At 67.1% G+C, this 16,398-nt stretch carries 9 protein-coding genes; 2 read left to right on the plus strand and 7 right to left on the minus strand.

What is annotated here, in order from left to right:
- Window positions 1-302: 302 nt before the first annotated feature.
- From DFO50_RS15775 to DFO50_RS15790, 4 genes are all read right to left on the minus strand, one after another.
- Window positions 303-1,955, minus strand: coding sequence for an acyl-CoA synthetase (locus DFO50_RS15775; RefSeq protein ID WP_028498934.1), 1,653 nt, complete (start codon window positions 1,953-1,955; stop codon window positions 303-305).
- A 422-nt stretch (window positions 1,956-2,377) separates the two neighbouring features.
- Entirely contained in the window at window positions 2,378-3,820 is a 1,443-nt protein-coding gene (gene tldD / locus DFO50_RS15780; protein ID WP_028498935.1) for a metalloprotease TldD, read from the minus strand.
- A gap of 91 nt (window positions 3,821-3,911) precedes the next feature.
- On the minus strand, window positions 3,912-4,718 hold the full coding sequence (locus tag DFO50_RS15785) for a carbon-nitrogen hydrolase family protein (protein WP_112692849.1): 807 nt from the start codon (window positions 4,716-4,718) through the stop codon (window positions 3,912-3,914).
- Window positions 4,715-8,587 (minus strand): YhdP family protein, encoded by a 3,873-nt coding sequence (locus DFO50_RS15790; RefSeq protein WP_112692850.1) that lies wholly within the window; start codon window positions 8,585-8,587, stop codon window positions 4,715-4,717. Before DFO50_RS15790 ends, DFO50_RS15785 begins: the two co-directional genes overlap by 4 nt.
- A 58-nt stretch (window positions 8,588-8,645) precedes the next feature.
- Here DFO50_RS15790 and glnE point away from each other — a divergent pair, with 58 nt between their 5' ends.
- Window positions 8,646-11,318 carry a bifunctional [glutamate--ammonia ligase]-adenylyl-L-tyrosine phosphorylase/[glutamate--ammonia-ligase] adenylyltransferase gene (glnE, locus tag DFO50_RS15795; protein ID WP_107889664.1) on the plus strand — a complete coding sequence of 891 codons (2,673 nt, stop codon included), beginning with the start codon at window positions 8,646-8,648 and terminating at the stop codon, window positions 11,316-11,318.
- Window positions 11,319-11,336: 18 nt separating this feature from the next.
- On the opposite strand, the gene DFO50_RS15800 is transcribed toward glnE, so the two are convergent.
- The gene (locus DFO50_RS15800; RefSeq protein WP_112692851.1) at window positions 11,337-13,265 is read right to left on the minus strand and encodes a Cache 3/Cache 2 fusion domain-containing protein; all 1,929 of its coding nucleotides are present in this window, start codon (window positions 13,263-13,265) and stop codon (window positions 11,337-11,339) included.
- Window positions 13,266-13,474: 209 nt separating this feature from the next.
- On the opposite strand from DFO50_RS15800, the gene DFO50_RS15805 reads away from it, so the two are divergent.
- Complete coding sequence (locus DFO50_RS15805) at window positions 13,475-14,413, plus strand: DUF808 domain-containing protein (protein ID WP_028498939.1); 939 nt, start codon at window positions 13,475-13,477, stop codon at window positions 14,411-14,413.
- A gap of 1 nt (window position 14,414) precedes the next feature.
- Here the strand turns inward: DFO50_RS15805 and DFO50_RS15810 are convergent, their stop codons facing one another.
- Together DFO50_RS15810 and DFO50_RS15815 are read right to left on the minus strand one after the other, a co-directional pair.
- Window positions 14,415-15,602 (minus strand): DUF418 domain-containing protein, encoded by a 1,188-nt coding sequence (locus tag DFO50_RS15810; RefSeq protein WP_199489864.1) that lies wholly within the window; start codon window positions 15,600-15,602, stop codon window positions 14,415-14,417.
- Between the two features lie 23 nt (window positions 15,603-15,625).
- Window positions 15,626-16,228 carry a TetR/AcrR family transcriptional regulator gene (locus DFO50_RS15815; RefSeq protein WP_112692852.1) on the minus strand — a complete coding sequence of 201 codons (603 nt, stop codon included), beginning with the start codon at window positions 16,226-16,228 and terminating at the stop codon, window positions 15,626-15,628.
- Between the last annotated feature and the right edge of the window lie 170 nt (window positions 16,229-16,398).

Here is a 16,398-nt window from a genome sequence, read left to right on the forward strand (position 1 = left end):
GGGCGTCAGCGGACCGTAACGGTACCACCTCCGCCGCCGGCGTGCCGTGCCGAGCGTGGTACCGGGACGATACTGCTGCGTTTTCAGACGATGCCATGCCGGTTTTCAGCATTGCCTGCTGGCCGATTCCCTGCAAATCAGCGAAAGTGATGACGCATCCATCAGACGGGGATGCCAGCGACCGTCGCATGTTCATCGCATGCGCCATCAACGGGGGCCGGATGGCGTAACCGGTATTTTCAGGTGGAAGTTACCCAAGTTGACCGCCTTGCTCACGCAAGGCGGCCTTTTTTCGCCGGCTACTAGTTCAGCTTGAAACCGCCGTCATTGACCTGGTCGCGCAGCACGAACTTCTGGATCTTCCCGGTGCTGGTCTTCGGCAGCGGACCGAACACGAACATCCGGGGCGCCTTGTAATGCGCCAGCCGTTCACGGCAGAACTGGGTCAGTTCGATCGGCGTCGGTTCCGGCGCGCCCATCTTCAGCGTGATGTAGGCGCACGGGATCTCGCCCCACTTGTCGTCCTTCTTGGCCACCACCGCGCACTCGAGCACCGACGGATGCTGGTACAGCACCGCCTCGACCTCGATCGACGAGATATTCTCGCCGCCGGAGATGATCACGTCCTTGCTGCGGTCCTTCAACTCGATATAGCCGTCCGGATGCAGCACGCCGATATCGCCGGTATGGAACCAGCCGCCGGCAAAGGCCGCGTCGGTCGCCGACGGGTTCTTCAGATAGCCCTTCATGACGATATTGCCGCGGAACATGACTTCACCCAGCGTCTGGCCGTCGGCCGGCACCCGGGCCATCGTTTCCGGATTCAGCACGCTGGCGGCTTCCTGCACGTGGTAGCGCATGCCCTGGCGCTTGAGGATCTCGCCCTGCTCGTCATCGCCCAGCGCGTTGAATTCGTCCTTCCACACGCAGGCAGTCGCCGGCCCGTAGGTCTCGGTCAGGCCGTAGACGTGGGTGACCTTGAAGCCGATCGCCTCGGCGGCACGGATGATCGGTACCGGTACCGGCGCGGCGGCGGCAATGAAACGCACCGTGCGCGGGAAATCGCGCCGGTCGGTTTCGGCCGCATTGATGAACATCGACAGCACCACGGCGGCGCCGCACATGTAGTTGACGTTGTGCTCGCTGATCGCCTTGTACATCGCCCCCGCCTCGACCCGGCGCAGGCAGACGCTGGTGCCGCCGACGGCGGCGATCGACCAGTTGAAGCACCAGCCGTTGCAGTGGAACATCGGCAGCGACCACAGCTTGACCGTGTCCGGCGTCATCTGCGTCGCCACCACATTGCCGAGCGCGTTCAGGTAGGCGCCGCGATGGTGGTAGACCACGCCCTTCGGGTTGCCGGTGGTACCGGACGTGTAGTTCAGCGTGATCGCGTCCCACTCGTCTTCGAGGGCCGGCCACTCATAGTCGGGATCGCCCTCGTTCAGCAGCGCCTCGTAGGTCAGGCTGCCAAGGCGGTCACCGGTATCGTATTCGCTGTCGGCGATGTCGATGATCAGCGGCTTGCGCTGCGAACGGGCCAGCGCATCGCGCGCCAGGCCGGCGAACTCGCTGTCGACCAGGAACACGCTGGCTTCGCCGTGTTCGAGCTGGAACGCCAGCGTGGCGGCATCCAGACGGAAGTTCATGGTGTTGAGGATCGCACCGAGCATCGGCACGCCGTAATGCGCTTCGACCATTTCCGGGATGTTCGGCGCCAGAATGGCGACCGTGGCGCCCTTGCAGACACCGCGCTGCGCCAGTGCCGACGCCAGCCGGCGGCTGCGCGCATACACCTGCGACCAGGTCAGACAGCGCTGGCCGTGGATGACCGCCGGCTTGTCCGGATACAGCTCGGCACTGCGGGCGACGAAGCTGACCGGACTCAGCGGCACATAGTTGGCGGGGGTCTTGTCCAGGCCGATCGAATACGGGTTGTGGGGAGTGCTTGCCATAGATCGTTTCTCCTTGCGGGCATCGCCATGCGCCATCGACTCGCGACGGTCGCCGGCCTGCCCTTTTTATGCGGGAACGCCGGTCACGGCGGCCTGGCGGCCGGACGCGACATGCCCGGTGTCTTCGGGCTCCCGACAGCATGCTGTATGTATGCGGATCGTCGTGGCGATCCATATGGCTTGAGGCGGACGCATCCGCCCACACTCCCCGTGCGCGCCTTGTAGTCCTGCTGTCGGACAAACTGATTATGCAATGTGGAATGGGCGGCGGATAGCCCCTGCCGGCCCGGCGGCGAAAAAAACCCGTATCTAAGTAGGGGTTAAGGATCGGGCAGCAGGAAAAAAGCAGCGGGTCTGCAAGGCCGCTGCTTTTTTCTGCCGGCCTCTCCGTGCCAGCCTCACCAGACGGAGTCGTGCCGCCCTCAGGCCGTCCCGCCCACCGTCAGTCCGCCATCGATGCGCAGCGTCGGCTGGCCGACGCCGACCGGCACGCTCTGGCCTTCCTTGCCGCAGACGCCGACACCGGCATCCAGCGCCATGTCGTTGCCGATCATCGACACGTAGTTCAGCACTTCCGGGCCGGAGCCGATCAGGGTCGCGCCCTTGACCGGATAGGCGAGCTTGCCGTTCTCGATCATCCACGCTTCGCTGGCGGAGAACACGAACTTGCCGCTGGTGATGTCGACCTGGCCGCCGCCGAAGTTGGCCGCGTACAGCCCGTGCTCGACCGAGGCGATGATTTCTTCCGGCGCGCGCTCGCCGGCCAGCATGTAGGTGTTGGTCATGCGCGGCATCGGGATGTGCGCATAGCTTTCGCGACGCGCATTGCCGGTCGATTCCACCCCCATCAGCCGTGCATTCAGGCTGTCCTGCATGTAGCCGGTCAGGATGCCATCCTCGATCAGCGTGGTACATGCGGTCGGCGTGCCCTCGTCGTCGATGTTCAGCGAGCCGCGACGCAGCGCCAGCGTACCGTCGTCGACCACGGTCACGCCCCGGGCGGCGACGCGTTCGCCGATGCGGCCGGCGAATGCCGACGTGCCCTTGCGGTTGAAGTCGCCTTCCAGTCCGTGGCCGATCGCCTCGTGCAGCAGCACGCCGGGCCAGCCCGAGCCGAGCACCACGGTCATCTGCCCGGCCGGAGCCGGTCGCGCATCGAGGTTGACCAGTGCCTGGTCAACCGCTTCCTTCGCGTAGCGATGCAGCATCTCTTCGCTGAAATAGCTGAAGTCGAGCCGGCCGCCGCCGCCGCTGGAGCCCTGCTCGCGGCGCCCGTCCTGCTCGACGATGACCGAGATCGACAACCGCACCAGCGGCCGCACGTCGGCAGCATGGGTGCCGTCGCGACGGGCGATGTAGACCACGTCGTATTCGGCGGCCAGCCCGGCCATCACCTGGCTGATGCGCGGGTCGAGTGCGCGGGCGATGCGTTCCAGCCGTTCCAGCAGCGCGACCTTGGCCGCCGAGTCCAGACTGGCGATCGGGTCCATCGGCGCGAACAGCGCGTGGCCCCCGACACGGCGGACCGCCTGCACGCGGCCGTCACCACCGGCGCGGCCGATGGCGCGGGTCGCATCGGCGGCGGCGAGCAGCGCCGGCAGCGAGATTTCATCCGAGTAGGCAAAAGCGGTTTTCTCGCCGCTGACCGCCCGCACGCCGACCCCTTCGTCGATGGAGAAGCTGCCGGCCTTGACGATGCCCTCGTCGAGACTCCAGCCTTCCTGACGGGTGTACTGGAAATACAGGTCGGCATAGTCGATCTGGTGTTCACCCAGCCGGGCGAACACCCGGTCCAGCTGTTCCGGGTTCAGCCCGTTGCGGGCAAGCAGCAGTTCATCGGCAATGTCGAGATGTTGGACGTTCATGGCAGCTTTCGCAAAATCGGGTGACGTCGCCCACAGGGGTGACGATGAAATGGGGATGATTCGGGCAGGTTCCAGTGACAGCGGCGCGGCGTCACAGCACCCGGTGCCTCAGCGCCGGCAGGCGGGTGCGCACCGATGCCATGTAGCCCGGGTCGAGGTCGGCGGTAATCACGCCCTCGCCCTGCGCCAGTTCGGCCAGTACCTTGCCCCACGGATCGACGATCATGCTGTGACCGTGGGTCTTGCGTCCGCTCGGGTGGGTGCCACCCTGGGCGCTGGCGATCGCATAGCACTGGTTCTCGATCGCGCGGGCGCGGATCAGCGGCTCCCAGTGCGCCTCGCCGGTCACGGCGGTAAAGGCGGCCGGCAGCGCGAAGGCGGCGATCTCGCCGAAGCCCCGGTACAGCTCGGGGAAGCGCAGGTCGTAGCAGACGCTGAGGCCGACCCGGCCGATGACGGTATCGACCACCACCGGCGTACTGCCGGGATCGATGGTGTCGGATTCGCTGTAGCGCTCGCCCAGCCCGGAAAAACCGAACAGGTGGATCTTGTCGTAGCGCGCACGGCAGACACCGGCCGGATCGAACACCAGCGTGGTGTTGCGCACCTTGTCGGCCACGTCGGCGCGCAGCGGCAGGGTGCCGGCAATCAGCCATACGCCGGCATCGCGCGCGATGGCGGCGGTGGCGGCCTGCAGCGGCCCGTCGCCGGGGGTCTCGGCGATCGCCAGCTTGTCGCGATCGCTCATGCCCATCAGCACAAAGTATTCCGGCAGCACCACCAGCCTGGCGCCGCGGGCCGCGGCGTCGAGCACCAGCGTGCGGGCGGTGGCGAGGTTGGCATCCGGATCGGTACCGGACACCATCTGGACCGCAGCAACCGTTATCGGTGTGTTCATCTGTGTCCCTTTCCTTTGCCCTTGCCGTTACCGCTGCTGCCGTCGGTACGGGCGGGTGACGACTTGTCGGCCTTGCTGACCTGCGGATCGGTCAGGCTGCCGGTGACCAGGTAGTCGACCGAGAACAGCTTGCCCAGCGGGTCCTGCAGCAGTTTCTGCGCCGCCAGCGCACCGACGCCGATCACAGGGTTCAGCATGGCGGCACCGGCGGCGATGGCCACCCCTTCGGACAGGTGCGGTTCGACCCTCACCCGGATCAGTTGCGAGTCCTGGCGCAGATTGGCCGTGCCGGCGAAGGTGATGGTCGCAGCCGGACTTCTGGCCTTGAGTTCGGAAATCTCGGCAATGCCCTGATCAATGCCGATGCTGCCACGGACCGAGTCGAACGCATAGCCTTCGCCGAAGATATCGCGGAAATCGAATCGCACCCGCCGGCCGATCGACTGCAGGGTGGTCAGGCCGATCAGCCGCCCGACGCCGGGATCGAGTTTGGTGAACAGCACGTTCTCGGCGTCGAGGTCGAGCTTGCCGGACAGGCTGGCGCTGTCCGGGTCGACCAGCGCGCCATGCCAGCGCAGCTGGCCATTGAGTTTGCCCTTGCCGCCGCGCACCATTTCCGGCGCCCCGACCCGGGTCAGGAAGCGGCCGAGATTGCCGCTGTCCATCTGCACGTCGAGGCGGGAATTCAGCGCCTCGCCATCGCGGCGCTGCACGCCGGACAACTGCAGCTGCCCGTCCGGCGACGACAGGTTCAGCCGGTCAAGCCGCCAGATGTCCTTGCCCTGCCGCTCGGCATTGATGCCGAGCCGGCCGACGTCACGGTCACGCCAGTTCAGCCGTTCCACCTGCACGTCCAGCCCCGGCAACCGTTCCAGCGCCCGGTTGTCGGCAGCGGTATTCTGCACCGCGTCGGTCTTGCTGCGCGGCAGTGGCAGCGTCAGCTGCGACAGCCGGACCTGGACTTTTTCCCCCCGGCCATCGAAGGCAAAGGCGCCGGCCGCCTCGCGGGCGTCAAGACGTCCGCTCCAGCCGCCATCGCGCGGCGACATGCTGATCCGGACCGCATTCAGCTGCCGGCCGAAGGCCAGCAGCTCGTCGGTGCGCAACGCCAGCGTGACCGGGAAGGCCTGCCCGCCGCCATCCGTGCTGTTGCTGCCGCCGCCGAACAGTGCCAGCCACGGCGCCAGGTCGATGCGCCGGTTGGCGACATACACCGTCAGACCGCGCGCCGGGACCGGGCCGTTGCCGTCGCCGACCCGCACGCTGCCGCGCACCAGATCGCTGCCCTTCAGCCAGATATTGGCCGAAGCCTCGCCGCCAAGCCGGATGTTCAGCCGGTCCAGCTTGCCGTCGGGGCGCATGTCGATCGCCAGCGGCAGCGTCTCGCTGGCCCGTTTGGCAAACGGCGCCGGCAGGTCGGAGGTCACGTCCTCCAGCCGGCTGACCACCTTGATGCTTTCCAGTGTCTTGCCGATCGTGACCGTCGCCGTATACGGCGCCATGCCGCCGACGTGCGGCACCAGCAGCGGAAAATAGGTCGCCAGCGCCGCGCGCGAATCGGCGCGGCCGGTCGCGACGAAGCGCATGGTGCCGTTGGCCTGGGTGTCCGCGTTGAGGCGGCCAAAGCCACCGAGCGCCTGCAGCGCAATGCCGCGTGAGCTGACGCCATGTTCGGTAAAGCCGAGCACGCCCGTGACCTGCTCCAGCGGCGGCACGCCGCCGCCGAGTGTGACCCGGTTGTGGTTGAAGGTGAAGTTGCCGGCCACGCGGGTCGCTTCGGCCTGGAGCAGCGGAATGTCCAGCTTCAGCCCCAGCTTGCCGCGTCCGTCGATGCCCATCGTGTCCGCCAGATTGTCGAGCCGCGCGTTCAGCGGGCTGTTGCGCAGGAACCTGACGAACTCCATCCCGGCACCGTCGACCTGGCCATCGATCAGCAGATGCGGTTCATCCGCACCAAGATCGGGAATGCTGACCCGGGTATTGCTGACGGCGGCGGCACCGATCCGGCCGCGCTGCGCGGTAATCAGCATGCCGGCATTCTCGAAACGCAGATCGGCGTCGATTTCGCTGACCATCGGCCAGGCACGATCGTATTCAAGCCCGACCCGGCTGGCCCGCGTGGTGACCAGGAAGCGGCCACCGCCGTGCTCGAACGGAAACTTGTCCAGATTGCCTTCCAGCAACAGGCTGGCATCACGTGCCGTGCCGCTCTTCAGCGCGGCCGCCAGCCAGTTGCGCGTGTCGCGACCGACCACCAGCGGCAGGTACTGCGGCACCCGGCTGGCAGCAACGGCCGGAATGCTGGCGGTCAGATCGATCAGCCCGGTCCGGCTCTGCGCCGGCAGCCACTGGTAGCGGCCGGATATCGTCGCGTCCAGATCGGCATTGGTCAGTGCGACCTTTTTCAGCCGCACATCGACATTGTCGCCGCTGCGCGTCCAGCGGACATCGGCATTCAGGCGGCTCAGGTGCAGCGGTTCGGCAAACACGTGCGGCAGCGTCAGCGTGGTACCGCTGTTGTCCTCGATATCCAGCGAGCCGCCCTTCTGGTCGAACTCGATGTCGCCGTCGACACCGGCCATGCCCGGCAGTGTATTCAGCGGCTGCCAGCCGAGGCCGGCAAAGCGCCCCTTCAGCGCATAGGACGTCGGGGCCTTCAGTTCACCGCGCCAGCTGGCTTCGACATGGTCGACAAAGCCGACCGGGTCCAGCGCATTCCACGACGCGTTCTCGCCCAGCGGCAGCACGCGCAGCAGCGGACGCAGCGCGCCGAGATCGGCGCGCGACACCGACAGCTTGCCCTCGCCGTTGCGGCCGGGTCGCCATTCCGCCTGCAGGGCCGCATTGTCGAACAGCATGCCGGTACTGGTTTGTGCCAGCAGCTTGCGCGCCGCCAGGGTGTGGCGATTGCCGCGGCCGGTTTTCAGCTCGATCTCGCCGGACAGGCGCGGGACCGAGACCGGGTCACGGTGCGCGTCCGGTCGCAGCAGCACATTGCGCAGATCGAACGCGGCGTTGCCGGCGGTCAGCTCGCCGGCGGCGAATTCGCCGCTCAGCCGCGCCCGGCCTTCGCCGGACGGCAGATGCGCCATCCACGGCAGATAGCGCTGCCATGGCGCAAAGCGCGCGCCGCCGATATCGAGCGAGAAGCTGCCGCGCCAGGTGTCGGTCCAGCGGGTGATATCGTCGCCCGACCACGACAGCTCGGCATCGAATCGCGAGAACCAGTCGGCCGGCGGCGTGGCCGACAGCGTCAGCGTATGCGTCAGCAGGCCGCGTCGCAGCACCAGTCGGCCATTGCGCAGATCGAGCGCGGCCAGCCCGGCCAGATCGTCGCGCCAGTGGATGCCGGCCTGGTTGATGCGGATTTCATGCTGGCGCAGCAGCCAGTTGATCAGATGGCCGTCATGACTGCCCTGACCGAACTGCAGCCCGTTCAGGAACAGGCGACCCTGGCCGTCGCGATAGAGGTCGAGCAGCGGCCGGTTCAGTTCAATAAGGTGAAAGCGCGGTTCGAGGTGGATCAGGCTGGTCCACGATGGCTGCGCCTGCATCTGGTCCAGCGTCAGTGCCCGGCCATCGACCGGATTCTCGATCCGCACCCGGTCCAGGGTCAGGGTCAGCACCACGCCGTCGACACGGCCGCCGAGCGCACCGATGCGCACCCGCTGCCCCACGGCATCAGTCAGGGCCGCCTCGATGCGCGGCTTGAACGCATCCAGGTTGGGCAGCAGGTATTGGGTCATCCACAGCCATACCGCGGTCATCAGCACAGCAATGACCGCAGCAAGCAGTGCCAGCACGCGCGCAGTGCGCTTGAGCAGGGCACCCACCGGCCATGAGGGCAGCGAGAAACGGGAGGCGTTCAAAATCTTCTGGACGGTAGAATGGACGACGAGTCGCCCAATACGACAAAGGTCCGCAATTATGCCAGTAAACACGCTTGCCCATGCCCTTGCCCACAGTGCCTGGTTACGAAGAACGCTCGCCGCCGACCCCGAACTGGCTGCCGAACTGCCCGCACGGCTGCATGCGCCGTTCACCCGGGCGGAAATGAGCGAACGCTATGCGGCGTTCGCGGTGGCCGACGAAGCGATGCTGAAGACTGCACTGCGCCGGTTGCGCCGCGCGCTGCTGGCCCGGCTGATTGCACGCGACATGGAAGGGCTGGCCACGCTGGACGAGGTCATGGCGACGATTTCGGACTTCGCGCTGTTTGCAGTCGACACGGCGCTGGCGGCACTGAAGCCGGAACTGGCGCGCTATGGCCGGCCGATCGGTGACGAGTCCGGCCGCGAGCAGGAAATGATCGTGATCGGCATGGGCAAGCTCGGCGGTGACGAGCTGAATGTGAGTTCCGACATCGACCTGATCTTCATCTATCCGGAATCCGGCGAGACCGACGGCAATCGCAAGATCAGCAACCACGAGTACTTCACCCTGCTCGGCAAGAAGCTGATTGCCGCCCTGTCCGAGCTGACCGCCGACGGCTTCGTGTTCCGCGTCGACATGCGGCTGCGCCCGTATGGCGATTCCGGACCGCTGGTGATGAGCTATGCGGCGCTGGAAAACTACCTCCTGACCCAGGGCCGCGAATGGGAACGCTATGCGTGGATCAAGGCGCGGGTGATGACCGGCGACGATGCCGTGCTCGCCGACCTCGCCCGTCCGTTCGTTTATCGCAAGTATCTCGATTACAACGCCTATGGCGCAATGCGCGAGCTGTACAAGCAGATCCAGCGCGAAGTCGCGCGCCGCGACCTGATCGACAATATCAAGCTCGGCCAGGGCGGTATCCGCGAGATCGAATTCATTGCCCAGGTATTCCAGCTGATCCGGGGCGGGCGCGAGAAAAGCCTGCAGACCCGCTCGACGCGCGAGGCGCTGGCACGGCTCGGCGACATGCGCCTGCTGGAGCCGGAAGCAGTCACCGAGCTGGCCGACAGCTATGACTTCCTGCGCCGGCTCGAACACCGGCTGATGTACCTGGACGACCAGCAGACGCAGACCCTGCCGGTCGATCCGGCACAGCGGGCGTGCATCGCCACCAGCATGGACTGTGCCGACTGGGACGCGTTCGTCGCCCGGCTGAACCGGGTGCGCGCCACCGTGCACCGTCATTTCGAACAGGTATTCTTCCTGCCGACCGAGGAACATGTCAGCCACCCGCTGTCCGGCCTGTGGGCCGATATCCAGGAAGACGGTGCGGCAGCGCAGCTCGGCGAGCTCGGCTATGACGATGCCCCCCAGGTGATGCGCAGTCTGGCCGCCTTCGCCAATTCGCAGCGCTATCGCGACCTGCCGACCAAGAACCGCCAGCGCATCGATGCCCTGATTCCGGCGCTGATCGAGGTCGCCGCCGGCTGCGACGGCCCGGACACCACGCTGACGCGCATTCTCGGCCTGATCGAGGCCATCAGCCGCCGCTCCAGCTATATCGCGCTGCTGACCGAGTACCCGCAGACGCTGAAACGGCTGGCCTCGCTGTACTCGGCCAGCCCGTGGGTATCCAACTACCTGACCAAGCACCCGATCCTGCTCGACGAGTTGCTCGACGCGCGGGTGCTGTATGCCGAACCGGACTGGCCGCAACTGGCGGCCGGACTGGCGCACCAGCTCGACGAGGCGCGCGGCGACGTCGAGGCGCAGATGGATATCCTGCGCCACTTCCAGCACGCGCAGCAGTTCCGGCTGGTGGCGCAGGATCTGGCCGGCATGTGGCCGCTGGAAGCGCTGTCGGACCAGGTCTCGCTGCTGGCCGACACCGTGCTGGCCGCCTGCGTGCGGGCCGCGTGGCTCGATATCGGCAAGCGCCACGTCGAGGTACCGAAATTCGCCGTTATCGGCTACGGCAAGCTGGGCGGCAAGGAACTCGGCTACGGCTCCGACCTCGACCTGATCTTCCTGTACGACGATCCGCACCCGGATGCGCCGGACCTGTACGCGCGGCTGGCGCGCAAGCTGTCGACCTGGCTGACCGCCGCCACCCCGGCCGGCATCCTGTACGACATCGACCTGCGCCTGCGCCCGGACGGTGCAGCCGGGCTGCTGGTCAGCACCGTCGACGCCTTCGCCAACTACCAGCGCGGCAAGGCGTGGCTGTGGGAACACCAGGCGCTGACGCGCGCCCGCTTCGTCGCCGGGGATGCGGCAGTCGGCGACCGCTTCGAGAAAACCCGTTTCGACGTGCTGACTATGACCCGCGACCCGGGCTCGCTGCGGGCCGAAGTGCTGGCCATGCGTGAGCGGATGCGCGAATCCCACCCGCCGCGCGACGACGACATCAAGCACGCGCACGGCGGCATTGTCGACGTCGAGTTCATCGTCCAGTACCTGGTGCTCGGCCATGCGTGGCGCTTCCCGGAGCTGACCGGCAACCTCGGCAATATCGCCCTGCTCGGCCTGGCCGCCAATGCCGGCCTGATCGACCACGAGCTGGCGAAACAGGCTCAGGATGCCTACCGCCACTACCGGCGCCTGCAGCACGCGCTGCGGCTGCAGGAAGGCCGCAAGGTCATGCCCGATGCGGCGCTGCTGGTGCACTACGCCCAGGTAACGCGGCTGTGGGAGCAGGTGATGCAGCCCGGCCCCGGCGACTGACTGCCGGTCGCCGGCGACTCAGAGCCGGAAAGCGGCAATCGCGTCGCGCAGGTCGTCGGCGAGCTTTTCCATGTCCTGCGCCGAGTGCGCCAGCGCCTGCAGCGCGCCGTTGTTCTCGACGTCCATGCTGGCCAGATGCTCGACGTTGCCGGCGATCTGCCCGGTCGCGCTGCACTGCTCGGTCAGCGCGGCCGAGATGTCGGCCACTGCGCCGACCACGGTCAGGGTCGCCTCGCGCACGCCGGCCATGCTGGCGCCGGCGGCATTCGCCAGCTCGACGCAATCGCTGACCTGGCGGTTGCCGCTTTCCATTTCTTCCATCGCCCGCCGGGTGCGGGTCTGGATGTCGCCGATCATGCGTCCGATCTCGGCCGCCGAACTGGACGTGCGCTCGGCCAGCTTGCGCACCTCGTCCGCCACCACGGCAAAGCCGCGGCCGGCCTCGCCGGCCCGCGCCGCCTCGATCGCCGCATTCAGCGCCAGCAGATTGGTCTGGTCGGCAATGTCGCCGATCACGCCGATAATGCGGGAAATTTCCTCCGAACTGCCCGACAGCTCGGCAATGGTGCCGGCCGAGCGACTGACCGAATCGGCGCTGGTACGCATGCCCGCGACCGTGCGTTCGACCACATTGCCGCTGTCGACGGTCTGCTGACCGGCATCGCCGGCCTTCTGGTGGGCGAGGCCGGCATTGTTGGCCACTGCCGCCGCGCTGGCATTGATCTGCTGCAGCGCCAGGGCCAGGTCGGCGGTGATGTCACTCTGCCGGGTGACCCGGCCGGACACATCGGACGAGGTCGCCGCCAGCCGGGCGGCATTGTCCGCCACCCGCCCCGCCAGTCCATTGATGGTGCCGACCATCCGCTTCAGTGACGACTGCATGTCGGCAATGGCGCCCAGCAGGCTGTCCGGCCGCGCCGGCGGCACGGTGGCCCCCAGGTTGCCGCCGGCGATATCGTGGGCGATGGAGATCGCCAGCTCCGGCTCGCCGCCAAGCGGCACCAGCACCATCCGGTTCAGCTGCCAGTACAGCAGTATCGCCAGCAGCACGGCCAGCAGCAGGCCGACGCCGACCACCGGCAGCACGATATCCAGTTTCATGGCCCGTGCCTGCTCGAGCGGAAACGCCATCAGCACCGAATAGCTCCACGGCGCAAAGTCCCGCTTCGACACCTGCCAGCCATCACTGTTCTGCTGGATCGCCCTGACCGTGCCCTCGTCGCTGCTGGAAGAATGGAAGCGGATGCGGTCACGGTCATCGATCAGCGCGACCACGCCATGATCGAGAATGCCGGCGGCGGCGATCGCATCGCCCAGCACTTTCAGGTCGGCCTTGTAACCGACATACCAGGCGCCGATGACCTCGCCGGCCGCATTGTGGATCGGCTCGTAGCCGGTGATGAACGGATTGCCGAGAATGTCGACCTGGCCATAGAAAGCCTTGCCCTGCTTCAGATCGGCAATGGCACGCCCCTTCGGGTCGAGCAGCGTGCCGATAGCCCGGCTGCCGTCGGGCTTTTTCACATTGGTGGAGATGCGGACGAAATCGTCGCCCCGGCGGACGAACAGGGTGGCGGTCCCGCCCATGATGCCGGTCACGCCATCGACCAGCTCGAAACGGCTGGCCTGCCCTGCCGCACCAAGCTGCAGGTCGGGGACGGACTGGCCGGATACGGTCACCACCGGGCCGGCGGCAGCCGGGCCGAGGGCCTGACCACGCATCATCAGCAGCCGCATCGAGGCCTTGACCTCGGCCATCATCAACTGGTCGATGACCGTCAGCGAGTCGATAACCGTCTGTCCCTGCCTGGCGGTTTCCTGCTGGATGGCGCCATCGATGCGTTTCGATTCCAGATAGGCCATGGCGCCGGCAGTGATCGCCAGCAGCAGGCAGGCCAGGCCGAGAACGGGGAGCAGAACGCGGGTTCTGAAGCTGAGTCGGGACATGTTGATTCCTGGGGGGTGACAGACGCAGTGCTGCCGTTACTTGAGACGCACTTCCAGCACGAGAAACCCCCGGCCAGACATAGCCATAGTCGCTATCGACTAATTATCAACTAACTTTATGACAAAAACCGGTCTCCGCAGCACGGGCGAAACCGCTACACTCGCGCCCTGCCCGGGCACCCCGCCCATCCCCCCGAACGGAGATCCCCATGGCTGGAGCCAGCCTGCTTGCCCTGCTTGACGATATTGCTTCCATTCTTGATGACGTCGCCGTCATGACCAAGGTTGCCGCCAAGAAAACCGCCGGCGTGCTTGGCGACGACCTGGCCCTGAACGCCGAACAGGTTTCCGGTGTCCGCAGCGAGCGGGAATTGCCGGTGGTCTGGGCGGTGGCCGTCGGTTCGCTGAAGAACAAGGCGATCCTGGTGCCGGCCGCCCTGGCGATCAGCGCCTTCGCCCCGTGGGCCGTCACGCCGCTGCTGATGCTCGGCGGACTGTACCTGTGCCTGGAAGGGGTGGAAAAACTGGCGCACAAATGGCTGCACAGCGCGGACGACACGGCCCGCCAGCATGCCGAGCAGCTTGCCGCCGTGGCTGATGAGCAGGTCGACCTCGCCGCCTTCGAGGCCGACAAGATCAAGGGCGCCATCCGCACCGACTTCGTGCTGTCGGCGGAAATCATCGTCATTGCGCTCGGCACCGTGGCCGACAAGCCGCTGACCAGCCAGTTGAGCGTGCTGGTGGCGATTGCGCTGGTCATGACCGTCGGCGTCTACGGCCTGGTGGCCGCCATCGTCAAGATGGACGACCTCGGCCAGCACCTGCTGGACAAGACCGGCGCCGTGGCCCGGGCGATCGGTCGCGGCCTGCTGCTGGCCGCGCCGAAACTGATGAAAGCGCTGACGGTGATCGGCACCGTGGCCATGTTCATGGTCGGTGGCGGCATCCTGACCCACGGCATCGGCCCGCTGCACCACGCCATTGCCGAAGCCGGCACCACGGTTGCTGCCGTCGCCGGCATCGGTCCGCTGCTCGGCATCGGCGTACCGCTGCTGCTCGATGTCGTCACCGGCATCGTCGCCGGTGGTCTGACCCTGCTGGTCGTCGAAGCGTTCGGCAAGCTCCGCGCCCGCCTGTCCGCAGCCTGAGTCAGTCCCTGCGCCAGCGCGGCCAGGCCGCATGCGTGACGGCGCGCAACAGCCATTCGGCCGGCCCGTAACCGTGCCGCGTCAGCCACCAGGCGCTGACGCGGAGCTGGATGGCGAACAGCGCAAGGGCGATCAGCAGTGTCTGCCACGGCGCCAGCCGGCCGATCAGTCCCAGCCCGTAACCGGTGAACAGCAAGGCGCAGACCAGCGACTGCAGCAGGTAATTCGACAGCGCCATGCGGCCGGCCGGTGCCAGCGCCGCGGCCAGTGCACCGCCAGCAGCGCTGCGGAACCCGCGCAGCGCCAGCCCGACATAGGCGCCGGTCAGCAGGGGGGCGCTGAGCAGGCCGACCGCCATGCCCAGCACCCCGAGCGCCGATGCCCGACAGAACACGGCCGCATACGCATAGACCACCGCACCGGCCAGGCCGAGCGGCAGACCGATGGCGACCAGTCGCCCGGCCGGCATCTGCCGCGCCCCGTCGGCCAGCAGCCGGCGCCGGCCGGCTGCCAGCCCGAACAGGAACATGGCCAGTGTGCCCGGCGCCTGCAGCAGCACCAGCCCGGGCCACACGACGCCGGTCAGGTCCTGCCAGCGCCAGGCGATGATCGTGGCCGGCGTCCCGCGGTAGGCGGCCAGTGCCTGCCCGGCCTGCTGCTGCACCAGCGCCGGATCGACGCCATCGCCGAACACCAGCATCAAGCCGCCCAGGGCGCCCCAGACCAGCCCCGACACGAGAATGCAGGCCACGCCGAAGCGGACCGCCCCGGCCGGCGTCCAGTTTCGCCAGGCAAGCAGCAGCAGGCCGAGCAGCGCATAAAGCAGCAGAATGTCGCCCACGTACAGCAGCAGCGCATGCAGCAGGCCGAGCAGCGCCAGCCCGGCCAGCCGGCGGCAGAAGCGCGGCACGAAGGCGCGACCGGCACGCTGCGCCGAGTCGATCTGCAGGGTGAAGCTGTAGCCGAACAGGAATGAGAACAGCAGATAGAACTTGGTCTCGAACAGCAGGGCCACGGCCAGTTGCACCGCGCGGTCCAGCGGCCGGTCGAAGACCGGGTCCGGCATGCCGCTGCCGTAATAGCTGGAAGCGAACACGCCGATATTGACGACCAGAATGCCCAGCAGGGCGAAGCCGCGCAGCGCGTCGACTTCGGCCAGCCGCGGCGGCGGGGAAGGTATTGGCATCATGTCGCAGGTCCGGTCATGCGGGCTCACGCCGCTTCGCCGCGCAGGAAGTGAAGAATCGAGGCTCGCAGCCGCGCGCGGGCGACCCCGGCATCGAAAGCCGGGTCGATGACGGCACGGTCGAAGTAACCGTCCAGCAGCATCAGGACCCAGTCCACGGCGGCAGCGATATCCAGGCCGGCCGCCAGTTGTCCCTGCGCCTGCGCCCACTCCAGCAACCCGGCCAGCGCCGTGCGCCGGACGGCCTCGTTGCGTGCCGCACACGCCATCATCGCCGGATTGCGCACCGCCTCGGCCACCACTTCCAGCGTGATCCGGACCTGGATCGGATCGGTCGCCAGCGCCAGCGAGGCGTCGATGCGCGCCATCAGCGCCGCGATGGCGTCGGTTTCCCCGTCTGTCCGCGCAAAACGGGCGGCGGTCTCGCGGCCATCCTCGTCAACGATGGCGGCGATGATGTCATCCTTGCCGGCAAAGTAATGGAAGACATTGCCGGGGCTCATGCCCGCTTCGGCGCAGATTTCCGCGGTCCGGGTCTGATGAAAACCACGTCGGGCAAAACACAGGACAGCGGCGTCGAGAATCTGTCTTCGTCTGGCCTCGTGCTTTTCCGGATCGACTGTGCGCATGGCGGCTCCCGCTGGATAATTAATAGATTGACTAGTCGATCAATTAAACACCCGGACCGGCTGACCGTCAAGCCGGCCGGGCCGGCCATCCTGCTCCCGCGCAATCTGGTCTACGGTAATACCAGGGGGCCGCCCGTCCACCGCGCGCCCCCTTCCCCCGTTCCGGAAAG

It is taken from the genome of Microvirgula sp. AG722, from assembly GCF_003269145.1.
GTDB classification, from domain to species: domain Bacteria; phylum Pseudomonadota; class Gammaproteobacteria; order Burkholderiales; family Aquaspirillaceae; genus Microvirgula; species Microvirgula aerodenitrificans.

Coding starts and splice junctions, on each gene's coding strand:
- DFO50_RS15775 (WP_028498934.1), bottom strand. CDS start 1,955: ATGGCAAGCACTCCCCACAACCCGTATTCGATCGGCCTGGACAAGACC.
- tldD (WP_028498935.1), bottom strand. CDS start 3,820: ATGAACGTCCAACATCTCGACATTGCCGATGAACTGCTGCTTGCCCGC.
- DFO50_RS15785 (WP_112692849.1), bottom strand. CDS start 4,718: ATGAACACACCGATAACGGTTGCTGCGGTCCAGATGGTGTCCGGTACC.
- glnE (WP_107889664.1), top strand. CDS start 8,646: ATGCCAGTAAACACGCTTGCCCATGCCCTTGCCCACAGTGCCTGGTTA.
- DFO50_RS15800 (WP_112692851.1), bottom strand. CDS start 13,265: ATGTCCCGACTCAGCTTCAGAACCCGCGTTCTGCTCCCCGTTCTCGGC.
- DFO50_RS15805 (WP_028498939.1), top strand. CDS start 13,475: ATGGCTGGAGCCAGCCTGCTTGCCCTGCTTGACGATATTGCTTCCATT.
- DFO50_RS15810 (WP_199489864.1), bottom strand. CDS start 15,602: ATGATGCCAATACCTTCCCCGCCGCCGCGGCTGGCCGAAGTCGACGCG.
- DFO50_RS15815 (WP_112692852.1), bottom strand. CDS start 16,228: ATGCGCACAGTCGATCCGGAAAAGCACGAGGCCAGACGAAGACAGATT.